Raw genomic sequence first — 22406 nt, forward strand, 5'->3', positions numbered from 1 at the left:
CAATGACAAAAGCCACGTTTTTCGTGGCTTTTTTTATGCCATGGCAGACGAGGCTATCCGGCCTGCCGCCCGTTCGGGAGAAGCATTCAGTGCCCCGCGGTATGCGCGTCATCCTGCCTGGCCTCGAACACCAGCGGATAACGGGATGGATCATCACTGCAACTGCGGGCGCGGTAGGTGATCAGCTTGAACGTGTGTGATTCCCACCGCCAGGTGCGTTCGCCGCCACAGCCCCCGGCACCTCGGTCCTTGTACTGATCCGACAGTATGCCCGTGTCCGGGTCGAAGTTCGGATCGAACAGGGCGTCGCTCCCGGTCCAGCTGCGGTCTTCCCATTTGGCAAAAAGCAGCTTGCGGGACGCACCATCGTCTGACTGATAAACCGCCTGGTACCCGGTTTGATACGCCCCGATATGACAGGGCACCAGCCAGAGCGTCCCGTCCTGGCCGGCCGGAAACTGCTCAGGCGCCTGACCGCGGCTGGCATCGCTTACCACGCACTGCGCGTCCACCTCGGCGCGTACCTGCGCGGGTAGATGATCGCTGGCGGATGCCTGAGCGCAGCACGCCAGGGTCAGCGCCGCCATCAGTACAGTCCTTTCCTTGCACACCTTCATGATGCCTCCGGTATTCACGTTGATTCAGTGGCCTTGTAAAGAGCCCCAGGCGCATTCGCTCATTTCCGCATGAGCCTTTGCGGGTGCAGCACCCACAGGGGGAGTGCAGAAGCGGGGCGCTATCGCCTATCCCACCGCCAGCGCCGCCTTCAGCGCATGGCAATCCTCAAGGTGATGATCCGTGGCCTCGGGGCAGGGGGTATCCGGTGCATTGACCAGTACCGTTCGGGCACCGGCGGCGCGGCCGCACTGCATATCCAGCGGGCTGTCGCCCACCATGACCACGCTCGAGGGCGTCACGTTCCAGCGTGTGATGAAGTGCTCAAGCCCTCCGGGGTGGGGCTTGGGCGAAGCATCCTCCCGCCCCAGCACCTCTTCACGGGCAAAACAGTCTGCCAGACCAATGACCTCAAGGGTGATATGGGCCAGCTCCCGGGCATTGCGGGTCAGAATGCCCAGCCTGTCCCCTCGGCCATGAAGCTCCCGGATCAGTGCCTCGGCACCGGGGGCCAGCGTGGCACGCCTGGCCAGCTCGCGTTCATGCGCCATCAACCAGGCATGGCTGGCCCGGCGCTGCTCATCGGGCAGTGCCTCCAGGTGATCGAGAATATCGCTGTCCGGGGGAATATCCAGTGCGCGCCGAATGAACTGAAAATCATGCACGCCCACGGTGAGCGTACCGTCCATATCAAATACCCAATGCCGACACTGCGTCAGTGATGCGATGGTCATGAGACACCGATGGTGAAAGTAGAGAGGTTCATGGTGGCACGCTTCGGCCCGGTTGGCAGGTTTTTGCCATGTAAAACGTCGAGGAGCGATGCGGGTACCAGGCCGGCGTATGGCCTCCCTGAACCGGTGGGCTGGCAGAGGGCGCGGTGGTTCATGGGCGCTTTGATATCAGGGGAGGACGGGGAATGGGTATCGGTGGAGGGATGAATGACAAGGCCGGGTACCCATCAGGATTCTATTTAATTAATAAGTGTTTGAATTTTATAAAATAATCAAGTATTAGATTTGATTTGTATGCCTTTTGGTATGCCATATCTTGCAAAAAGATGCCTATTCATCGCACAACTTACTGAGGGAGAGGCTTGGATTAGATAATGTCGAAGCAGGACTATAAAAAATATAACCCCATGTTAACTATGAAATTAATTCCAGAGGAATATAAAAAATATACCTTTTTGAATACCAAAGCCTTCAATAAATTAAACTCAAAGCGCTCCATAAATACACTCGATGGGACAAAGGGCGACTTGCTGAAAAGCGGGCTTGAGGTCATCTTTGATAAAAAGCCAAAATCAGCCGCGCACCTCTTGACACATCGGCTGAGCTTTGTTGTCTACCTTAGCTAATTGGTGGAATATGATATAACATCATTGAAAAACTTATTACTTGCATTTGGTCGCCTTGAACACTGAAATCATACAAATAAACAGAGTCATCTGTATTTCCTCTAAATTCTAAAAAGCAAGAGTGCGCTCTTACTACTTCATCAGCAGATCTAATAACTGAAGTAAAATCTTTATTTTTCACAAAGATAATTAGAGCCGCCTTTGTGTCACGCCATGACAAGTATGACAAAAGCTGGTCTATAGCCTGCCCCAGCCCTGCAGGTCCACTCCAGAACTTACACTCACCTACGAATTCGTTTTTATCGCTCTTTCTAATTAATAGATCAGTTTTGCCTTTCCTATTAAACGTTTCACCCGTTGCTGATCCCCCACCAATTATAATACCTTGCAGAGAAACAAGAATATGGTCGCGTAGTTCCTCTTCACTTTTCCCACTATAAGTCGGGGGCAGACGCTCAAACATTTTCCCTATAGAATTAATTAGCTCTAGTATTTTCTGATAATCTGGAATGGGGTAACTTTGTTGAACCTGACCTTTTTCCCATTTATAAAGATCCGTCTGCTTCAATGCCTCTATTGTATGCCTGGTAGCGATCAGCAGTTTAATTTGATCATCAAACAATTCAATCATTTGAAGGATAGCCCAAGGAGCATGATCAAGATTTCTGCAAGTTTCCTTAGCGTTTTCTGAACAGCCTTTGAGTTTATCTATTTCGTCAAGCCACCCATTCTCAAAAGAATCAACATATCCAGATAGTGTAGGATTTATATCAGCATAATTAAACTCTTTTAGCTTACTTGACATAAAAACTGCTACATCTCTACCAGTAGCATAGATATTTTCTAGCGGTTTCCGATCATCCCAACATAAAAAATAAACCTTTGAAAAATCTTCCTTATTTTTTAGATGAGACCAATCTCGTACATTATTTCTATCGAAGGCGTCTGCGTACTGAGGCAAACGGCTTAACAACATAGATACCGATTCAAAATCCTTTCGAATTTCCATTTAAATTCTCGTCAAAAAATTAATTTCAGTAATGCCACATTTTGTATAAAAATTTAAAATAATTTTTATCAACAACAATTATTTTTTAACAGCCACATTAACTCTCGCTTTAAGGTCTGCCTTAATTCCCTCAGGGAGCACTACATTAGACTCAATCAACTCTATTGCGCACTCCAGCCATTTAGTCTCATTTTCTTTATATTGCTCAAGCTCTTTATAATTATCTTCACTTAAAATTGTATAAAATTGCTCTTTAATCGAACTTGTACCTTTAGAATCATAGTATGAGCTAATAAAATTACTAATGGCTCTTACTTGCTCATCCTTAAAACATATTCTCAATAACTCAAAATCCTCATTATGAATCTCTTGTTGCTTAATCTTAACCCATCTATAGAAATCCGTTACCTTAAAGTGATAATCGTTGACTACATTTCTTAAGTTAATATTATCACCTTTTTGCTTAATGAAAGATTTCGGCAAGGACTTGATGCTGCTGGACTTAAGAAGCTCTGAAGAATCTAAATAAACGTTAAAAACAAACCCTTCTTCAGATTGGGAATCAAATTCCATGGAGGCGTTAATAAATGGAAGTTTTTCATGCTGGCAGTAAGATCTCAGAAACTCTACAAACTTGCTTAAAGCATCTTTTTCAAATCGTGCTCTAACTTCCTCCTCGTAATCTTTAAATTTTAACACTTTTTCTTCATACACTCTTCTATACAAGACTCTTGCATGATCTATTAATGATTTTGCAGCGCAAACGTAATTATGGAGCTTAAATCCAAGATGAAATAAAACTTCGTTTAATTTCCAGCGATTAATCACAGAAAACAATTCAAGGCCTACTTTCTCATCGCAAAGAAAATCAATCACAGACAAAAGCTCTTGATAATTGTTTTCAAAAAGCTTTAGCGAATAATCAAAATGCCTTAAAAGGTTGATCCTATCCCTCGCCTCATCAAGACTCATTATTTCTCCTAACGTCGAAAAAAATTACACGGCATACTCAACGCGAAATAAGAGAGACTAATCTCTGTCTCGCCAAAACTGCTTTAGATCGGTATTAATTTCATAACTGAGCAATCTGATCATGAATAAGCTCTATGCATTTTCTCCACTGCAGTGCGCTGTCGACTCCCCGCCCCGCCTGCGCGCTAAATGGGTCGGTTTCCTTGCACCTACGCACTAGGCCCCAGGCCGCGCCACTGCTGGGTCGCATGGCGGTTTTGGGAGTGCGGATTCGCTTGCGATTCCTTGCGAACTTGCACCTCTGTCACGCGCGCTTTTGCCGTACATCGACCATGCGTCGCTTATCTTTAAGCTATCTCTAAAAAAAGTTGTCCTCAATCATCCATAAGGAGCCAAGGCGGTCTATCAGCAGCGGTGGAGTGCCGCAGGTGCGTGCGTGTGTGTGTGGCCCAAAGCCCCGTTGCCGCACCCGGGCACAAAAAAGCCGCGCTCGAGGCGCGGCGGGTGAGTGGCGTGGCTATGTCAGCCAGTGGCCGTGGCCTGGCGTTCCAGCCTCATCAGCTCGCACTTGACTGAAAGCGGCGTGGCGTAGCTGCCTTCGGACGCTTCGTAAGGCAGCAGTTCAGGCAGGGTCATCGTGTTTAAGGTCGAGTCGTTGGTCTCCACCTCGGGCAGCCGGGCCCGTACAAGATCGCACAGCAGCCGGTTTTCACGCTCGCTCAGGTGACGGCGCAGCTCGGCCTGTTGATCGGCCGGGAAATGGCCAACCGAGGCGTACCAGCCGTCGAAGTACGGCGGTTCGAACCCGGCACCCATCATGAACGAGGTATCGTCCAGGGCTTCCCGTTCAGTGGTAGCGAGCCGCGCCTTGAACGCGGCCAGAAACGCCGGGCCTTCGTCGGTGGCCAGCATGGCACTCGCACAGTCGGTGAGTGCGGCTTGAGCAGCGCTTTGGCGTTGTCTCCAGAGCATGCGCCGGGCGCTCGAGCGGGCCCCGCCTGCCTTGACGCGCAGGCCGTCAGCCTGGGGTTGCAGTTCGTCGATGAGCTCGTCCAGTTGAGCCACTTCATCCTGGCTTGCGTGTTCGTCGCGCTGAAGCTGACGCACCTTGGTGTCGCTCTTGCCGCGTGCGGCCTTGAATAAGCTGCGCCAGCCCTTACCGGCCTCGGTCGCGGCACGTTCGGTGGCGGCGCGCTGCTTCTTGAGCCGGTCGAGCTCGGCGGTCGTCTGCTCGAGCGAGGCCCGGAGCTCGAGATACTCCTTGGGCGAGCAATGGGCATACGTCATACCGTTGTGGCTGTCCAGATCCATAGTGGTGTGGTGTCCCCGTGGGTGGTGTGCTGGCCGCCACAGACGTGGGCGGCCTCGGTCATGGACAGCTTGCCCGGGCCGGGCGGGGACTTCGAGGCGCGGGCGTTGTAACGCAGGCCTTCACAACACCGTGCGCCACACACCTCAGAACAAAGACAGATCAAGCCCGGTCGAGATACCCCTTACCCCCGCTCGCCAGGAAAGACGGGATCGGCTCGGGACGGACTCGTGCTGAGTCGTCCTATATACGTGTACGTGTGTGTGAAAAAACACCGGCAACAGTGGCAACAGTGGCTACGCCCCACAACCATGCGGGTTCCAGCCTGGCAACATGTTGCCGATGCCATCCCCACTGGCAACAGGCAACGACGCAGACACACATGGGCAGGAACAGGGCCCCTAGTAAGAAGTAGCCAGTTGTTGCCACTCATCCCTGTATCAATGGCAACGCCTCAGCCCCTCAACCATGCGGGGTAGAGCGATCCGTTGCCGCGTTGCCACTGTTGCCAGTGATTGCAGGTTCCTGTGAGCACCCTTGTTTGAGTGGGCACCGGGCGGCCATCCCCCTTTCCTGGCGAGCGGGGTTCATCAAAAAGCCCCGCACGGGGGCGGGGCTTTTTAGAAAAATACTTCAGGTTATCGTTATTCCTAACTCTTGCTCCAGATAGCTATAGAAATCCTCACGCGATCTAGGGTTTTTAACATTAGCGCAAGCCTTATTCAGAGCGTCGAGTGCGGCCTGCTCCGTAATGGCCCCAGATTTTACTTCGGACTCGAGCTTTTCTTTATAGATATACGATAGCTCGTTGTAGTTGCCGTTTTGCCCACATGCCACAAGTTCGGAATCCCCCTCTCCGTTGGGCATTTCATCCTTATAATCGTACTGATCGTTAATGTCCTTAATACTGCTGACCTTCACCATGAATCCACCTCTAAAACTGGTTCGTTAGTTAAAAGAACTGCCTAAACACTTTTAGCAGAAAAAGCTAATGAAATAAAAATAGGAAGCCCCGCACAGGGGCGGGGCTTGGGTCAGATGGGATGGCATCAAGTCAGTGTGTGATGTCGGGCACGTACTCCATCTGCTGAGCCAGTTCATTCAGTCGGCGCTTGGTGGTGAAACTGTTCCGGTACTGACCGGGCTGAGCCTCACAGGCCGCCCGGGCCGGGAGCCGTTCGAGCACGTCGGGGGCGGTCGTGTGTGTCGGGCCGAAGGCCAGCACCAACTCGCCCAGAGCGGCCCGCTGTTGACGGTAGACCTCGTCCTTGATCCGGCGCGTGTCCTCATCGCTCAACTGTAGATAGATGGCCTTGCCGATCTGACGTGAGACGTCCAGGTCGAACTGGGCCATGTACAGGCTGTTGTTGAGTAGATCCATCTCGATCCGCTCGAACAGCGGCTCCAGCGCGCCGAAAAAGGCCGGGGCCTGGCTGGCGTCGCCGCCGAGGTAAGCCCGGGCGCTGTCTTCGAGCGCCCAGTGCGTCCGAGCCCGGTTCATCTGTTCCTGCTGGCGTGCTAGCCCCTTGCGGGCGGTGTCGGTGTGGATCTGGAGGTATTCGATCTGGGGGGCGAGCACCGCGATCATCTCGTGGTGCTGCTCGAGTTCGACCCGGGCCTCGGCCTCTCTCTTGAGCTGACTGCGCACGCTGCGGCTCTGCTTGCCAAGGCCGTCCAGCAAGGCGCGCTTCCAGTCGCGTTTGGCCTGGCTCTGCTGCTCGGCCAGGGCGTCGCGGGTCTTGATCAGTCGGGCACGTTCGGTGTGCAGCGTCTCGAGGCGGCTTTTCAGGTCGTGATAGTGCGCTTTTTGGGCGGCCAAGCGTTCCCGGGCGGTCTTACCACCCATGAACCGGACTTCGTCCGGCACGCTCACGTAGCGCAGTGTGTTCAGATCAGGGCGTTTGAACGCGACCGCCTCGGCGGTGCCGGGGACGGTCTGGCCCGGCTGGGCCGGCGTTGTTACGGTCGGCTGTGGCGTAGTCATGGTGACAGGCTCCTGGGCGGTCGTAGTGATAACACGAGTCACGGATCGTACGGCGGTGTTCGCCGTGGGGGTGTCGGGCGCAGTCATGCGGTGGGGTCTCCTTGCAGGTCGAGGCGGTCGGGGTCGATGACGAAGAACCGGGCGCTGCCGCCGCCCGGCAGGCGGTAGTTCTTCTGCTTGCGGCCTTCATCCATTTTCACCAGGGCGTCGCAGTGGCCAAGCGCCCGAATGATGCGTTCGCGGCTGTAGCCGGGCACGGCTTCACTGAGGGCGGCGCGGTTGAACAGGTACAGCCGCTTGCCGTTGTCGACCTCATAGAACCCGGCCCGGTGGTGCACATGGCCAGACAGTTGAGCGGTGACGTCGGAGAACCGGCTGTCGCCGTGCAGGGCGATGAAGTCAGACAGCGCCGTCACGATCTGGCGATCCTCGGCGTTGCCGTCGCCCATGGTGGCCAGCCATTCGTGGAACAGTTGACGGCAGGCGGTGCGGGCCGTGCCCGATGGCCAGGGCAGGATCTGCCACTCACTGGCCAGCTCCCCGGCGAGCGCCATCACCGCGAACCTATCCGCTACGCGCCCGGCCTGGGAACTCTCGACCGCGAACGCACGGCGCTGTATCTGGAACCGCTCGCCCAGCTCGGCCAGCCGGTCGGGGGCCAGTAGACATTCGACCAGCGCGGGCCCGGCGTGGCCGTAGTGGCGGGTCACGCTGTCGGTCAGTCGGCGGTGGAAGCTCTCGCCGTCGAGGCCGTGGACGTCATCGAAGGCCCGGTAGGTGCGGGTGCCCGCGTTGACGTCGACCATGCGCAGTTCGGCCCCGGCGTGGGCGGTGTTACCCGCGATGGCGGCGTGGTCGCCGAGCGAGCGCTCGCCGCTCGAGAGCGCCAGCAGACGCCAGTAGTTCTTGGGCCGTCCTTCGCGTTCCCGGGTCATGGTGCCGCGCCCGGTGCCGTTGGCGATGGCGTAGGCGTGGCCCTGGATCTGCTTGGGGCTCGCCCGGCTGAGCTCGTCGATTACCATCACGGTGTCGTTGCGGGAGGACGCTTCGATCTCGACCCCACCGCCGGACATGTCCCACGACATCTTGAACCGATCCATCGGCCCCCACACGGTGGCGGCAATGTCCTGAGCCAGTGACTTGCCGCTCGAGGAGTCGCCGACCAGGTGGACGCCGCCGCCGTTGACGCCGACTTTCTTGAGCAGCGGCCCGGCCAGGGCGCAGCAGACCGAGAGGATCAGCACCGGGTTGCCCAGGCAGTAGGCCGCCACCGAGCTCTGCCACTCGGACAGCGTCCCCTTGGTGTCGAAGATCCGCGCCTCACGGCCCGAGCTCTGGAACCGCACCCGGTCGCTGCCGATGATCCGATGCGGCAGCACGAAGGCCCCGCTGGGGTCGTGCCAGCCAGGCCGGGTGGTGGTGTCGAGCACCCGTTCGGGGTGGTGGTGGCTGGCGATGTAGGCCGGAACGTGTTTGCGCTGGCTGTACTCGATCACCAGCCCCTGGCGCATCAGGCTCTTGAGCACGTCCTCGCCTTTCCCGGCGAGCGCTTCCATCGGGATCACGCACTCGCGCGCCTGGCCTCGGTGGGTAAAGCGCAGCAGACGCCCGATGCTGCCGTCGTCAGTGTCGACCGTCTCGGCGTCGACGTGCAGCGGCGAGCAGATCCACAGATCGAACGGCTGGCCCGCTTCATCCGGGCTGGCCTGCTTGATGCCGTGATACCAGACCCCGGCACTGAACCGCTTGTTTTCAAGAGTGGCGGTGCCGGTGTAGACCGAATACCCCGGGCGCTGTAACCGCTGGTACTCCGGCGCGGCGGGGTCGCCGACCAGGGCCAGGTTGGGCTTGGTGCCGTCCGTATTGGGGGACTTGGGCGTGTTATCCGTCATGGCGAGGCCCTCCTTGCGCGCGTTCTTCGGCGTCCATGCGGGCGTTGTGCCAGCGGTACAGGTCGTTGAAGTCGGTCAGGTGCTCGGGGCAGCCGTCACGCCAGGACGGGAACAGCACCAGCGCCCCGACGTCGATGGCGGCCTCGTTGGCCAGCCGCCGCCCCGGGTTGCCCTCGGTCTGTCGGTCGTCATCGCCTGCGATCACCAGATCGAGCGAGCCGTTCAGGTGTTTGCGGAAGTGACGCGCCACCGGCAGCAGGTTGCCCGCGTGGAGCGCACAGGCCACGCAGTCGCCGGTCAGGTAGTGAAGCGTCGCCCCGGTCGCCCAGCCTTCACAGACGTAGAGCCGCTTGCCGGGCTCGAGGGTGCCCAGCAGGCAGTAGGCCCCCTGAACCTGGCCGCCCTTGAGGAACCGCTTCTTGCCGTTGGGCTGTATCCATTGCAGGTTGACCAGCTCCCCGGCCACGAAGAGCGGCACCATCAGCCAGCCCTTGTGGGACTGGCGCACGCCGGTGGGTGGGATCTCTTTCTGTTGCACGTAGGGATTGGTGCGGGCGTTGCGCCCGGTCGACCAGTACTTGCGCGCCCGCTCGGCGGCAGCGGCGCGGTTGGCGTCGCGCTGGGCCTGGCCGGTCTCGGCGCTGCCGGTCGGGGCGCGGGTGTCGATCTCGGCGACCAGTGGGTAGAGCTCACTGGCCCGATAGATCCCAAGGCCCAGCCGGGCGTCGATGGCACGGGCGGCGTCGCCCTGGCGGCAGCCGTGCAGGTAGCTGTAGAGCGAGACCAGATCGCCGCCGTGGGCCTCGCTGTCGGCAAAGTCGTTCCACTTGCCGGTGCTAAGCGACACTCCGAACGAACCGGAGCGGCGGTCGCCGCGCAGGGCGTTGCGGGCGACCCACTCGGTGCCTTGGCGCTGGCCGTCGGGCAGCCACTCGGCCAGCAGGGTCTCGGCGTCGCTCAAGGCGGCCCGGCTGACCAGGCGCAGACGTTGCAGAGCATCACTCATGGTGGCCTCCTTCGCGGGCCGCGATCAGCAGGTCGGACGCATCGCCCAGCAGCAGCCGGACGGCCAGCGCGATGGGCGGGATCGCCCCTTCGTTATCGGGCTCGAGCTCGCTGAGGCTTGCCATCAGGCCGTGGGCGGCGTCGAGGCGGTGGTGGGCGTCGTCGAGGCGGTGGTGGGCGTCGTCGAACAGTGCCTGGCTCGGGCGGGTGCGGTCGATGGTCAGGGCGTCGGCTTCGCGCAGCCGGGACAGATCAGCCATGGGTCACCTCCGTATGGCGCAGGGCAGCGCTGTACAGATCGTCGGCGTCGGCCAGCAGCAGGTAGGCGGCGTGGGTCAGGCTCTGAAGATCGCGGCCCTCGGCGATGGTGCGCTCGATCTCGATACTGGACAGGGTGAACAGCATCTCGCGGGCGGCAAGCATGCGCCGTTCGGCGCACTCGATGAGCTCTTTACGCTCGACGGTGTTGTCGATCATCAGCACCGGCGCGGTGCGGCTGGTGTTGGTCGAGAGCGGTGTGTGGGTCGGACGCTCAGCCATGAGACACCCCCGCGTCGAGCAGCGTGTTCAAGTCCTCGAGCAGGTCGGTGTAGTCGGCGCGGGAAATCGCGCCGAGGGTTAGGGCCATGCGGGCCATGCCGAGCACTTCGGCGAACTGTTCGGAACGGCGGTTGACGCGCAGCTCGATCAGCCGGGTGCCGATCAGCGCCACGGCTTTTTGAGAATCGGGAATCGTGTTTTGGGTCGTGCGCGGTTGCGCGGTATGCGACTGGGGCGTGCGTGCAGACGCACGGGGGGCGTGATGTGCCATGAGGCAGACTCCTTTGTGTAATTTGGAGTCGCCGCCAAACGTTCTCACGCGTTTGGTGACGACTGTACACGGGGTGAGAAACCGGACACAAAGGAACCCGGCCGGACCGAAGTCCGCCCATGCACAGCCGCCATAACAGCACGTTGCGGGCACAAAAAAAGCGCCTGCAATGCTAGGGGCGCTACTGCGCCTTTGTGAAGTCGGGTTCTCACGCCCGGTCGCAGATTTTGCTGCGACGGGCTCATCATAATCAGATCGCGCCGCCGGGGGCAAGTCCCCAGCGGTCTGAATCGGGCCAATGGCCAGCTCGAAACGCTTGGAACGCGCGACAACTGTGCGCATAACGCGGTCTCCCTCGGAATTTGGGCAAAGTCTCCCCAACCCATCCGGTGTGAGGCCGGATGGCCGGTCGTACGGGTCACTCAGTGGGGAATCAGCAGTCGGTCTGGAACGGGGCCGGATTGGACGGTGAGACGGTGGTGTCGCTCAGCATGACCCGCACCCGGCTCTGGCCGTGGGTCGAAACGAAGTGGCCGGGGCGCTCCACGGCCTTGGCCAGCGCCTGTTCGATGGCCGGGATGTCGGCCTCGGTGAAGGTCAGTTGCTGTCCGGCGATCTCGAGGGTGAACTGGTTCATAGGCGGGCCTCCTGGGCGACGGTGGTCTGAATAGCGGCGAGCTGGGCGTTGCGCTGGTGCAGGCGGTCGTCGATCCAGCGGTCGACCTCCTCCTCGAGCCAGGCGACGCTGTTATTGCCGATGGGTACCGGCGCAGGGAACGTGCCCCGGGCGATGTCGGCGTAGAGGGTCGAGCGGGCCTTGCCGGTCTTGTGCTCCACCTCCTTGCGACGCAGCAGGCGGTGGCCGTACTGGTCGAGGCGGTCGGTGTGTCGATAGCTCATGCGGTCTCCCTGATAACGCACGTTGGTCTGTGTGGGTCAGGGATAGCTTGCCGGGGCTGGCGTGGGACTTCGAGCGGCGCGAGTTGTAAAAGCGGTCTTTACAGCCAAATGGGTGGCCGAGCAGGAAAAAAGAGCGTTGACGCCTACAAAAAACCGCGCATGAAAGCGCGGTTTTGAGGGACAAAGGACGTAGAAGAGGCTCAGAACGCTGGAATCCATGTGCTTGAGCCGAGCTTTTGCTCATTGATCGTCAGATCAAGTTTTACACGAGCACCGCACCCAGGCGTCAGGCATTCCAGATACATCACGCTGTAGAACGGGTGAAGCCGCTTACTGGTTCGAACGCGCATGGTGCCTAGACAGTCATGACATCGGTAACGCGGCATCCGCCCGTTTTTCTGCATCACCTCATGAAGAACATGCGTTATTCCGGTGCAGAGAAGGGATGGGCACGTAGCGGGTATCGATGACGTAAAGACGTTATTCGGTAGCATTTCCTCCGGGCCGACCTGGATCAGCAGACGCCCGCACTGGGCGCATGTGTCATGGTTCGGCATGAAGCGAAACGTTGGCAGAGGATGAAAGCGAACAGCCAGGGGATCGAACGAAAGCATAGGCATCTTCGACTGATTTAAGGGCAGATAAGGCCACCGCACGCCCCAGCGTGCAGCGATGTCTAATCAATACCTTAGCCAAATATACTGTACAAATAAACAGTATTTTTAGTTCGAAGCATTCCCATGCACAGTAATACCGTTTCAGCGCTACTCGTTGGGAAAGAGCTTATCGGCCCAGGCTTGCATCATGGCCGGGCGCTGCTCGGGGGCCATGTGCTCGGCATGGGTATACACGCCCTGGATGCCTGGCAGCTTGTGCGAGAGCTGCATCTCGATCCACTCGCCGGGGTAGCCCATCTCCTTGAGCCCGGTGGCCACCGTGTGGCGCGTACCGTGGGGAACGTGGCGGCCTTCATAGCCCATACGCTTGAGCGCCATGCCAAATGCCGCATTAGATAGAAATTGTGAGTTGGCATTTCTACCGACGAAAAGAATGCCGTATGAGCCGGTAACGTAATGGAGCTCATGCAGTAATTTGAGGGCTTGGCGGGGAAGGGGAACTCTGTGCTTTCTGTTCATCTTCATGCGTTCGGCTGGGATCGTCCAGATGCCTTTTTGGAAGTCGAACTCAGCCCACTTGGCCTCACGTAACTCCGATGGACGGACAGCGGTCATGAAAAGCAGTTTCAGGCCGGTTTGAACCATTTTGCTTTTGTCGTAGAGCTCAATGGCCTGTATCAGCTCTGGCAGTTCTTCCTGGGATATGAAAGGGAAACTGCTTTTTTTAGGTCGCTGTAATGCGCTTGTTATGTCGATCAGAGGGTTATGTGTGGCTCGACCTGTTATGACGGCAAATTTATAGATGTCACGGCAGTAGGCATGCACTTTGCGGCGCTGTTCGAACTTTTCCTGTTCGTCGATTCGCTTGAAGACTTCTAGCCATTCAAGGGGGTTGATGCTGTCTATATCACGCTCTGCCATGTCTGGAAGCACGTAGCGTTCTAAAGCTGACCAGCATTGCCTGCCGCGCCTTGAGCCTTCTTTCCAGCGGGTAATCACCGTTTTGTGCCATTCCTGGGCAAGCGTGATGAACTTATTGCGCACGATCTCCTGACGCTCATTTTGCTCACGCTTTCTTTCTTCAGCGGGATCGATGCCTTTGGCTATAAGCCGTCTTGCATCAATGCGCTTTTCCCGGGCCTCTGCGAGTGTAGTTTCAGGGTATGTCCCAAAACTGATCATGTTGCGCTTTCCATTGGGACGCACGTAGCGAAAGCGCCATCCCTTGCGGCCATTTGGAGAAATCCTGAGTTCTAATCCCGACCCATCGGACAGGGTGATGACTTTGTCCCCTGGCTTACTTTTCGAGACTTGTTGGGCAGTTAGAGGCATCGTGGCATACCGACATTCTTCGAACAGTGGGTTAGTCCACAACGTATACCATGAGTATGCCGGATTAGGTAGGAATGGCCTGGACTTTCTGGGAAGGGTTTTAAGGTTACTTCTTTGAATTTAAGGGTTTTTTTGGAACCGCTTGGACGTGTCAGGAACGTCAGGTGGCGCCCCCATCAGGATTCGAACCTGAGACCTTCCCCTTAGGAGGGGGACGCTCTATCCAGCTGAGCTATGGGGGCGAAGCGGGCATCATTATAAGCACTTGAGCAGGGATGTAAAACCCGCAGGGTGGAGTTCGTTGTTCGCCGGGCCTACAATGCGGCCTCTTTTTCCAATCGCGGTGAGTAACCATGGGTGCTGAGGCGTACACACCGGGCAATGATCGTCATTTCGATGGTCTGGCCGAGAAATTTGCCAACAGCATGTATGGCGCGTCCCGCGGGCAGCTTCGGCTCTCGCTGGTGCAGCGCCATATCCGGGCGCACATTCCGCTGCCGGTGGGCACGGCGCTGCTGGATATCGGGGGCGGGCTGGGGCAGATGAGCGAGTGGGCGCGCCATGAGGGGCTGTGCCCGACGCTGGTGGAGCCGTCTGCCGAGATGCTGGCCCGCGCCCGCGAGGTGCTGGGGGCTTCGGTGCCGTGTGTGCAGGCGGATCTGCAAACCTTCGCCCGGGAAAGCGCCGCGCCCTGGCCGCGGGTGGTGTGTCATGCCATGCTCGAGTGGATGGCCCACCCGGAGGAGGCGCTGCCGTTGTTGTATGGGCTTACCGCGCCCGGTGGCTGGCTGTCGCTGATGGTGTTCAATCACGATGCGCTGCGGTTTTCCAATATCGTCAAGGGCAACCTTGAGCGTGTGGTGGATGGGCGCAGCCTGGCAGGCCGGGGGGATAGAAAGCGGCTGACGCCGATCTCCCCGATGACCCATGCCCAGGTGCTGGGCTGGGCCGAGGCGGCCGGGTTTGAGTGCCGGGCGGTGTCGGGCATTCGCGTCTTCCATGATTACCTGCGCGAACGTACGCCCAGCGAGGTGCAGCTTTCGCAGCTGGCCGAGCTGGAGGCCCGGTTCGGCGATCAGGAACCCTACTGGCGGCTGGGCCGCTACCTTCATTATTGTTTATACCGTCCGGAGTCTTCATGAGCGCAGAACGTCCTGTTTTTCAGATCCTCGACCGCCAGGATAGCGCCGTCTACGCCGCTGCCCTGTGGGTGGCGCCGCCGGAAGGCGGTGATGTGGCCCCCGGGGCGGCCGTCTGGACGGCAGATCATGCCATTGCCACTCATTATCGGGAACGCGGTGTGATGGTGTTTGAAGGGCTTGAGGCGCCGGAGTACGGCTTTGATCGGGCATTGCTGTTCTGGCCCAAGGCACAGGCGCTGGGGCGCTGGTGGCTGCAGACGCTGTGCACGGTGCTGAAGGACGGTGCCACCCTTGATGTGGTGGGGGAGCATCAGGTCGGCATCAAGCGGATGCCGAAACTGATGGAGGAGCTGGGACTGGCCGGTGAGCGGGTGGATAACGCCCGGCGCTGTTCCATCTTCAGCATGGCGGTAGCGCCGGTGCCGGCGCCGGATTCCTTTTCGCGCTTCGAGGCGCTGGGGCTGACGCTGGTGAGCCATCCGGGCGTGTTCGGCCATGGCAAGCTCGACGATGGCACGGCGCTTCTGCTGGAGAACCTGCCGGAGCTGAAGGGGGAAGTGCTGGATGTCGGCTGTGGCGATGGCATTATCGCTGCCTTTGCCGCGAAGCAGGGCGTGAACGTGACCGCCTGTGATGTCAGCCACTTTGCCGTGGAGGCCACGAAACAGACGCTGGCAGCCAATGAGGTGGAAGGCCGGGTGGTGGCCAGTGACATGCTGGAAAGTGTGGAAGGGCGCTTTCACGCCATTATCACCAACCCGCCGTTTCATGAAGAGCGCGATGTGACGCTGATGCCGACCCGGCGGCTGATCGAGCAGGCCGCGGGCATGCTGAAGATGAAAAGTGCGTTTTATCTGGTGGCCAACAGTTTTCTGCCGTATCAGGAGGCCCTGTCGCGCACGTTCAACTCGGTTGAGGTGATCGCGGATAATCGCCGCTTCAAGGTGTATGAGTGCCGCTACCCGAAGCGGCGCTGAGGCCGTCAGGCGCCGATGTCAGGCATCGGGGCCGTCGTAGTCGATATCGGTAATGATGTAGTGGGTCGACCCGCCCGGGGCGTCCACGTTGATGTCGGCATCGAGTTCCTTTCCCAGCAGGGCACGCGCCAGCGGTGCATCGATGCTGATCCAGTGCTTGCGTGTGTCGGTCTCGTCGGGGCCGACAATTCGCACGGTCATTTCCTCTCCTTCATCATCTTCCAGCGTCACCCAGGCACTGAAGAAGACTCGTGAGGTGTCATCCGGGCGCCGGCTGACTACCGTCAGGGCGTCGAGGCGCTTTTGCAGGTAGGCAATGCGGGAGATGGTCTTGTTGAGTTCCCGCTTGTTGTAGGTGTAATCGGCGTTTTCACTGCGGTCGCCCTGGGCGGCGGCTTCACCGGTCTTGCGGGACAGTTCCGGTCGGCGCTCCCGTGCCAGATGGTTCAGCAGCCCTTCCATGCGGGCATAGCCCTGGGGGGTGATCAGGTTGGTCTTTTTTTCCTGGCGCGGGTCGGTGGCCGGGTCGCGCCAGCGGCTCATGTTGCGTCCTTTCATTCGTATGTCTCCGCGTCGTTGCACGCACCCTGAAATGTAATCAAACGGTTAATAATGCCTTAAGACCGCGAGCGCACTGTGCGGGCATATCCTTTCAGGAGGAGCCTTCATGCCTCGTCCCATGTTGTCGCCCGATAGCACTGCCTTGCCACTGGGAAGTTATCTGAGTGGTCCTGGCGATGCCGATTATCCAGCGCTGTGTACACGAATCAAGACGCGGTATCAGCAGGTGCATGATGCCCGGCTGACGTACTTTCATCCACACCAGTTTGTACTGGACCAGGGCGGGCAATGGCGGGGCAGCGCCGGGTTCAGCAGCGCACGTACTGCCCCCCTGTATCTGGAGCAGTACCTTGATGATCCCATCGAGGCGCTGGTCAGTGATCATCTGGGGCGGCCCGTTGCCCGCGACGGCATTATCGAAGTCGGTAATCTGGTGGCTGCTTCCGGCTATTCCCGCCCGCTGATTGCCGTACTGACCCGCTTTTTCTCGTCCGTGAATGCCGATGTGGTGGTATTTACCGGCACGCCGCTGCTGCTGGCCGCCTTCTACCGGTTACGCATTGCGCTGATTTCACTGGGGGCGGCACTGCCTGAACGCCTGAGCGACATGACCACTCAGTGGGGGCGGTATTACGCCCACCGTCCGGTTGTCGTGGCGGCGCCGGTGGCTGCCAGCCTCGCTTCACTTGATCGAGGGGGCAATCAGGCCCTGTGGCGCTCATGCCCGCTTCCTCGCACCACCCTGCAGGAGATCATTAATGGCCGTTGATGCATGCCCGGCGTCTTCGCTGGTATCGGTACTGAGGGCGAGAGGTGCGGCCTCGGTCCTGTTTGATCTGGATGGTCGTCCGGTCACGGTGAAGGATGTTTTTCACCAGGCCGAGGGGCTGGCTCGGCGGCTGGCCGAAGAGGGCGTTCAGACGCTGGGGCTTCAGGCGGATAACGGCCTGTTGTGGTGGGTCGCTGCCATCGCTGCGCGAGCGGGTGGGCTGACGCTGGTACCGGTGCCGTCGTTCTTTACTCCGGCGCAGCAGCAGCACGTCCTGCGTGATGCCGGGGTGGATGCCCTGCTGACACCGGCCCATGCCGATCAGCAGGGGGAGCTGATGCCCGGGTATCGGCTGGAGCGTTATCGGTGTCGGCAGCAGCCCCCCGAGGGGTGCGCGCTGGTGACGTATACCTCCGGCACGACAGGCTCACCTCGCGGTGTGTGCCTGGAAGCTCGCCAGTTGGACCAGGTAGCTGCGGCGCTGGCAGAGGTGGTGATCGAGTGCGGTGTTCAGCGTCATTTGCAGGTGTTGCCACTGTCGGTACTGCTTGAGCAGGTTGCCGGTGAGGCCGTACTGCGCGGTGGCGGAACGCTGGTGCTGTCACCGCTGGCCCGGTTGGGCTGGGTGGGCATGGCGGGCATCGATACCGAACGGCTGGCAGATCGGTTGCGAGCGCTGGCCATCCACAGTGCGGTCATCGTGCCGGATATGCTGGCCGGGCTGATGGCGCAGCAGCAGCTTGCTCCCTTGACGGACATGCGCCTGCTGGCGCTGGGAGGCGGGCATACACCGCCGGCGCGGGTTGCCGACGCGATGGCGCTGGGGCTGCCGGTACTGGAAGGCTACGGCCTGTCCGAATGTGCCTCCGTGGTGGCGCTTAATCGCCCGGGCCAGGCGGTGGCCGGCTCGGTGGGGCATCCGCTGAGCCATGTGGAGGTACGTATCCGGCATGGGGAGGTGCAGGTCCGGGGCAATAGCCTGCTGGGGTATCTGCATGATGATACGCCGCGCGCCGAATGGCTGGCGACCGGGGATCTGGGACGGCTGGATGACGAGGGGCGGCTGTGGATCGAGGGGCGGCGCAAGCATGTGATCGTGACCGGGCTGGGCCGCAATGTGTCGCCGGAGTGGATTGAAGCCGAGCTGACCGCCGAGCCGCTCATTGATCAGGCGATGGTCTACGGCGATGAGCAGGTGGGGCTGCGAGCCCTGCTGGTGAGCTCGGCCACGGATGATGAGATTGACGGGGCGCTGGCCCGGGTACACGCCCGACTGCCTGCCTACGCCCGCCTGAATGGCTGGGCGCGCCATGCGCCCTTTACGCGGGAAGGCGGTGAACTGACCGCCAATGGACGGCTTCGGCGTGCGCTGGTGCTGTCTCGTCCTGCTGCATTGACAACCGCCGTGCCTGACGCACTGGCTCCTGATATGACCTCGTATGGAGAATGACCATGACCGCACTGCTTTTTGAACGCCTGAAGGAAGAAACCGCAGAAGATCTGAACTGGCTGCTGGCCGCGCCGCTGATCGCCGATTGCCGCGAAGGCTATATCACGCTGGAGCGCTATACCCGCTATCTGAGCCAGGCCTATCAGCACGTCAAGCACACGGTACCGCTGATGATGGCGACCGGTGCCCGACTGACGGATGAGCAGGAATGGCTGCGCGAGGCGCTGTGTGAATACATTGAGGAAGAAGTCGGGCATCAGGAGTGGATCCTGAATGATCTGGCCGTATGCGGTATCGACAAGGATACGGTTCGCCACGCCAGGCCCTGGCCCGAAACCGAGATGATGGTCAGCTATGCCTACGACAGCGTCATGCGGAAAAATCCGGTCAGCTTCTTTGGCATGGTGTATGTGCTGGAAAGCACCAGCGTGTCGCTGGCAACCCCGCTGGGTGAGATCATTCAAAGCGAGCTGGCCCTGCCAAAATCTGCCTTCAGTTACCTTTACTCGCATGGCAGCCTGGATCTCGAGCACCTCGATTTCTTTGAAAAACTGGTCAACCGTATTACGGACAGGAAGCAGCAGGACGACATCATTCACATGGCGCGGATGATGTATCGCCTGTGGGGCGGCATGTTCTACGCCGTAACTGCCAACGAACCGGAGGCGCGCGCATGAAGATCGCCATCCTGACCGGTGCCAGTGGTGGCATCGGCCGTGCCTGCGCCACCCGGCTGGCGGACGACGGCTGGCAGCTGATGCTGGTTGGTCGGCGTACCACGCCGCTGGCGGAGCTGGCGTCTCGACTGCCTGGTCATCATGAGGTGGTCGCCGGCAACCTGAATGAAGCCTCTACCCGCACCGCCATCGTTGAGCGCCTCACGGCGCTTGACTGGGCGCCGTCCCTGCTCATCAACAATGCCGGCGTCAATCAGTTGAGCTTTCTTGGTGATTGCGACGAGGCGGAGATCGAGGCGCAGCTGACCACCAACCTGATTGCGCCGATCCTTTTGACGCGGGCCCTTTTGCCGCTGATGGCCCGACCGGGGCAGGTCGTCAACATCGGCTCGGCGCTGGGGGCCATCGGCCATCCCGGTTACAGCATTTATGGCGCCAGCAAGGCCGGTATGCGGCTGTTCTCCCAGGCACTTGATCGCGAGCTGGGCGATGACAACATTCGCGTTGGCTGGCTGGCCCCACGTGCCACGCATACCACCATGAACAACGAGGCCGCCCAGGCAATGCAGAAGGCGCTGGGCACGCGGGTCGATGCCCCGGATGTGGTGGCTCAGGCGCTGATGACACATCTGAAACGGCCTTGTACCGAGCGTTTCATCGGGCAGCCGGAGGGCTTCTTCGCCCGGCTCAACAGCTTTCTGCCGGATCTGGTGCGGGGCAGTCTCATCAAGCAACTGCCGATCATTCGCCGCTTTACCCATCCCGCCTGAAAACAGGCGCAGACTCGGCTGATTGGCATCATGGCGCGGTTACAGCGATACTGGGTGCTTCCGTTATCGGCATATCGCTGATGACCCAGACCGCAAAGGCCCTGACCGATGAGCGAGACTGTCCCCGATACGCCCCGGTTTACCGGGGCTGATGTGGAAACCGTCGAGACAGAAGTGTTGCAGGACGGTTTTTTTTCGCTGGAATGCCGCCATTTCAAGCACCGACGGTTTGACGGAAGCATCAGCCCGGTACTGACCCGTGAAGTGCACGTGCGTCATGATGCTGTCGGCATTATCCTCTATGATCCGGCCCGCGATGCCGTAGTACTGGTAGAGCAGTGCCGTGCAGGTGCGCTGAATGATCCCGTGACGCCCTGGCTGATCGAGCCGGTGGCAGGACTTGTCGACAAGGACGAGTCACTCGAGGATGTCGCCCGTCGCGAGGCCGAGGAAGAAGCCGGCTGCAGCGTCAGTGAAGTGATTCGGCTGTACAGCTATTACCCGAGTCCGGGAGCCTGCACTGAAAGGGTCACGCTGTTCTGTGCATTGATCGATAGCGCTCCGATCGGCGGTGTACACGGCCTTGCTGACGAGGGAGAGGATATTCAGGTTCACGTCATCGCCTTCCCGGCTGCCTGGGAGATGATGATGGCGGGCCGATTGAATAATGCGATGGCCATTATCGGTATGCAGTGGTTGTCTAGGGAGCGCGCAAGTTTGCGTGCAAGGAGCTGAATCTTGTCTCGAATGGCCTACGTAACAGACCTTCGAACCCTGCAGGGCGAGTGTTCTGCCAATTATGCGCGGCTTTCCAGGCTGGTGCGTGATGTACGTGCCGGGGATGTGCGCGAAATAGCCCTGTCAGGTCAGGAGGCGCGCTTCGGCACGCTGTGCCTTGACGTGCGGGAGCAGGCCCCCTATACCACCATCTTGCGGGTCAGGCAGCAGGGGGTGCTCGATCATGTGATCGATACGCCGTGCATGACGGTGCACCTGTACCATGATGTACGCATGGCCGAGGTGACCGACTTCCAGCGTCAGCGTCATTTTGAAGGGCGCTACCGCTATCCGAATGCCCGCATGCATCAGCCGGATGAAAAACTCCAGCTCAACCGGTTTCTGGGTGAATGGCTGGAACACGCCATGGCCCATGGACATACTGCCGACCTTCCCGGCTAACCCAGCACACTAACGGCTTGCCAATGCGCCTGGTTCAATTGACGGACTGTCACCTCAGTGCCGACCCCGCCGCACTGTACCGACAGGGATACGCTACTCCTCAGCTCGAGCGGGTCATCGATGCGGCCATGGCACGGCGGCCGGACATGGTGATCGTGACCGGGGACATCAGCAATGATGATTCGCCTGCGTCCTATCATCAGGCGGTAGCCCGCCTGGACCGCTTTCAGTGCCCCTGGTTCTGGCTGCCGGGCAATCATGACAATGTGCAGATCATGAATGATATCCGGCCGATGATCCCGACCCTGGATCTGGGGGAGCGCCGGCTATTGATGCTGAATACCCAACTGCCTGGTGACGTGGCCGGCCGCGTGGGTGAAACGCAGCTTGATGAGCTTGAACGTGAGTTGCAGTCCAGCGATCAGCCCACCTTCATTGCCATGCATCATCCGCCTGTGCCGGTTGGTTCATCCTGGATGGATGCCCTGTCGCTTGAGGATGAAGCAGCGTTATGGCACATCCTGTCGATGCATCCTCATGTAGAAATGATCCTGTGTGGCCATGTGCATCATGCCTTCAGTACCTGGTGTCAGAACATTCGGGTCTGCGCTACGCCGGCGACGTCGGATCAGTTTCTGGCCGGCAGTGATACCTTTCAGCTTGATAGCGCCTCGCGTCCCGGCTTTCGCGTCGTGGCTGCCAGAGGCGACAATGTCACCACCTGGGTTGAGCGTGTCGACCCATGACATATAGCGTAATGGCCTAAAAGGATGAAATTTAATTCTTTGACGTTATGAGAGGCCGAGGGTAACGTACCATCATCTACAGGTACGCCAACCCTCGGCGCGCTACAGGCCGACACGTATACCGTTACCGAAGTTTTCCTGTCGGCAGGGCATCCGAATCGCGCCGGACAGCCTGCCGTTTCACGCTTATCAAAGAGGTGGTCGAACGCGATGCTTTCACCTGAGCGCCAGACGCATTTAAAGCAGCTCGAAGCCGAGTCGATACATATCATCCGCGAAGTAGCCGCGGAATTTCGCAATCCTGTCATGCTGTATTCCATCGGCAAGGA

At 59.1% G+C, this 22406-nt stretch carries 25 protein-coding genes, 1 tRNA gene and 1 pseudogene; 10 read left to right on the forward strand and 17 right to left on the reverse strand.

Annotation, left to right across the window (positions count from 1 at the left end; translation table 11 throughout):
* Window positions 1–86 precede the first annotated feature (86 nt).
* The 16 genes from NAT21_RS13920 to NAT21_RS13995 form a co-directional block, all read right to left on the reverse strand.
* A complete protein-coding gene (locus NAT21_RS13920) occupies window positions 87–617 on the reverse strand; it encodes a DUF1176 domain-containing protein (protein WP_250939339.1) in 531 nt (176 codons plus the stop codon).
* A 126-nt stretch (window positions 618–743) separates the two neighbouring features.
* Window positions 744–1349: an HAD family hydrolase gene (locus tag NAT21_RS13925; RefSeq protein WP_250939340.1), complete on the reverse strand. Its 606-nt coding sequence runs from the start codon at window positions 1347–1349 to the stop codon at window positions 744–746.
* Window positions 1350–1967: 618 nt separating this feature from the next.
* Complete coding sequence (locus NAT21_RS13930; protein ID WP_250939342.1) at window positions 1968–2984, reverse strand: hypothetical protein; 1017 nt, start codon at window positions 2982–2984, stop codon at window positions 1968–1970.
* Window positions 2985–3062: 78 nt separating this feature from the next.
* Window positions 3063–3956: a hypothetical protein gene (locus NAT21_RS13935; protein ID WP_250939344.1), complete on the reverse strand. Its 894-nt coding sequence runs from the start codon at window positions 3954–3956 to the stop codon at window positions 3063–3065.
* A gap of 522 nt (window positions 3957–4478) precedes the next feature.
* Window positions 4479–5267: a hypothetical protein gene (locus NAT21_RS13940; protein WP_250939346.1), complete on the reverse strand. Its 789-nt coding sequence runs from the start codon at window positions 5265–5267 to the stop codon at window positions 4479–4481.
* Window positions 5268–5898: 631 nt separating this feature from the next.
* Window positions 5899–6189, reverse strand: coding sequence for a hypothetical protein (locus NAT21_RS13945; protein WP_250939348.1), 291 nt, complete (start codon window positions 6187–6189; stop codon window positions 5899–5901).
* A 130-nt stretch (window positions 6190–6319) separates the two neighbouring features.
* Window positions 6320–7249 carry a hypothetical protein gene (locus NAT21_RS13950; protein ID WP_250939350.1) on the reverse strand — a complete coding sequence of 310 codons (930 nt, stop codon included), beginning with the start codon at window positions 7247–7249 and terminating at the stop codon, window positions 6320–6322.
* 83 nt (window positions 7250–7332) lie between these two features.
* Entirely contained in the window at window positions 7333–9141 is a 1809-nt protein-coding gene (locus tag NAT21_RS13955) for a DUF927 domain-containing protein (protein WP_250939351.1), read from the reverse strand.
* Window positions 9131–10147, reverse strand: coding sequence for a toprim domain-containing protein (locus NAT21_RS13960; protein WP_250939353.1), 1017 nt, complete (start codon window positions 10145–10147; stop codon window positions 9131–9133). Before NAT21_RS13960 ends, NAT21_RS13955 begins: the two co-directional genes overlap by 11 nt.
* Complete coding sequence (locus NAT21_RS13965) at window positions 10140–10406, reverse strand: hypothetical protein (RefSeq protein WP_250939355.1); 267 nt, start codon at window positions 10404–10406, stop codon at window positions 10140–10142. Before NAT21_RS13965 ends, NAT21_RS13960 begins: the two co-directional genes overlap by 8 nt.
* Window positions 10399–10686 (reverse strand): hypothetical protein, encoded by a 288-nt coding sequence (locus NAT21_RS13970; protein ID WP_250939356.1) that lies wholly within the window; start codon window positions 10684–10686, stop codon window positions 10399–10401. Before NAT21_RS13970 ends, NAT21_RS13965 begins: the two co-directional genes overlap by 8 nt.
* A complete protein-coding gene (locus NAT21_RS13975) occupies window positions 10679–10957 on the reverse strand; it encodes a hypothetical protein (RefSeq protein ID WP_250939357.1) in 279 nt (92 codons plus the stop codon). The genes NAT21_RS13970 and NAT21_RS13975 overlap by 8 nt, the downstream gene beginning before the upstream one ends.
* Before the next feature lie 433 nt (window positions 10958–11390).
* Complete coding sequence (locus tag NAT21_RS13980) at window positions 11391–11594, reverse strand: hypothetical protein (RefSeq protein WP_250939358.1); 204 nt, start codon at window positions 11592–11594, stop codon at window positions 11391–11393.
* Window positions 11591–11857: a helix-turn-helix transcriptional regulator gene (locus NAT21_RS13985; protein ID WP_250939359.1), complete on the reverse strand. Its 267-nt coding sequence runs from the start codon at window positions 11855–11857 to the stop codon at window positions 11591–11593. Before NAT21_RS13985 ends, NAT21_RS13980 begins: the two co-directional genes overlap by 4 nt.
* 764 nt (window positions 11858–12621) lie before the next feature.
* On the reverse strand, window positions 12622–13806 hold the full coding sequence (locus NAT21_RS13990) for a tyrosine-type recombinase/integrase (RefSeq protein WP_250939360.1): 1185 nt from the start codon (window positions 13804–13806) through the stop codon (window positions 12622–12624).
* A gap of 165 nt (window positions 13807–13971) precedes the next feature.
* Window positions 13972–14048, reverse strand: a tRNA-Arg gene (locus tag NAT21_RS13995).
* Between the two features lie 111 nt (window positions 14049–14159).
* On the opposite strand from NAT21_RS13995, the gene NAT21_RS14000 reads away from it, so the two are divergent.
* Both NAT21_RS14000 and NAT21_RS14005 read left to right on the forward strand, forming a co-directional pair.
* Window positions 14160–14948: a methyltransferase domain-containing protein gene (locus NAT21_RS14000; protein ID WP_250939361.1), complete on the forward strand. Its 789-nt coding sequence runs from the start codon at window positions 14160–14162 to the stop codon at window positions 14946–14948.
* Entirely contained in the window at window positions 14945–15925 is a 981-nt protein-coding gene (locus NAT21_RS14005) for a methyltransferase (RefSeq protein ID WP_250939362.1), read from the forward strand. The genes NAT21_RS14000 and NAT21_RS14005 overlap by 4 nt, the downstream gene beginning before the upstream one ends.
* A gap of 18 nt (window positions 15926–15943) precedes the next feature.
* Here the strand turns inward: NAT21_RS14005 and greB are convergent, their stop codons facing one another.
* A complete protein-coding gene (gene greB / locus NAT21_RS14010; RefSeq protein WP_250939363.1) occupies window positions 15944–16483 on the reverse strand; it encodes a transcription elongation factor GreB in 540 nt (179 codons plus the stop codon).
* Between the two features lie 109 nt (window positions 16484–16592).
* On the opposite strand from greB, the gene NAT21_RS14015 reads away from it, so the two are divergent.
* The 8 genes and pseudogenes from NAT21_RS14015 to NAT21_RS14050 all read left to right on the forward strand — a co-directional run.
* Window positions 16593–17255 carry a thermostable hemolysin gene (locus NAT21_RS14015; RefSeq protein WP_250939365.1) on the forward strand — a complete coding sequence of 221 codons (663 nt, stop codon included), beginning with the start codon at window positions 16593–16595 and terminating at the stop codon, window positions 17253–17255.
* Window positions 17245–18705 carry an AMP-binding protein gene (locus NAT21_RS14020; protein WP_250939367.1) on the forward strand — a complete coding sequence of 487 codons (1461 nt, stop codon included), beginning with the start codon at window positions 17245–17247 and terminating at the stop codon, window positions 18703–18705. The genes NAT21_RS14015 and NAT21_RS14020 overlap by 11 nt, the downstream gene beginning before the upstream one ends.
* Window positions 18706–18707: 2 nt before the next feature.
* Entirely contained in the window at window positions 18708–19382 is a 675-nt protein-coding gene (locus tag NAT21_RS14025; protein ID WP_250939369.1) for an iron-containing redox enzyme family protein, read from the forward strand.
* On the forward strand, window positions 19379–20152 hold the full coding sequence (locus NAT21_RS14030) for an SDR family oxidoreductase (protein WP_250939371.1): 774 nt from the start codon (window positions 19379–19381) through the stop codon (window positions 20150–20152). Before NAT21_RS14025 ends, NAT21_RS14030 begins: the two co-directional genes overlap by 4 nt.
* Before the next feature lie 108 nt (window positions 20153–20260).
* Window positions 20261–20887, forward strand: coding sequence for an NUDIX domain-containing protein (locus NAT21_RS14035; protein ID WP_250939373.1), 627 nt, complete (start codon window positions 20261–20263; stop codon window positions 20885–20887).
* A 3-nt stretch (window positions 20888–20890) separates the two neighbouring features.
* Window positions 20891–21331, forward strand: a complete 441-nt coding sequence (locus NAT21_RS14040) for a DUF1249 domain-containing protein (protein WP_250939376.1) — start codon at window positions 20891–20893, stop codon at window positions 21329–21331.
* 23 nt (window positions 21332–21354) lie between these two features.
* Entirely contained in the window at window positions 21355–22077 is a 723-nt protein-coding gene (locus tag NAT21_RS14045; RefSeq protein WP_250939378.1) for a metallophosphoesterase family protein, read from the forward strand.
* Window positions 22078–22287: 210 nt separating this feature from the next.
* Window positions 22288–22406 (forward strand): annotated as a pseudogene (locus NAT21_RS14050) (sulfate adenylyltransferase subunit CysD); the annotation flags it as partial.

Origin of the sequence: Larsenimonas rhizosphaerae (assembly GCF_023700005.1) — a bacterium.
Lineage (GTDB): Bacteria > Pseudomonadota > Gammaproteobacteria > Pseudomonadales > Halomonadaceae > Larsenimonas > Larsenimonas rhizosphaerae.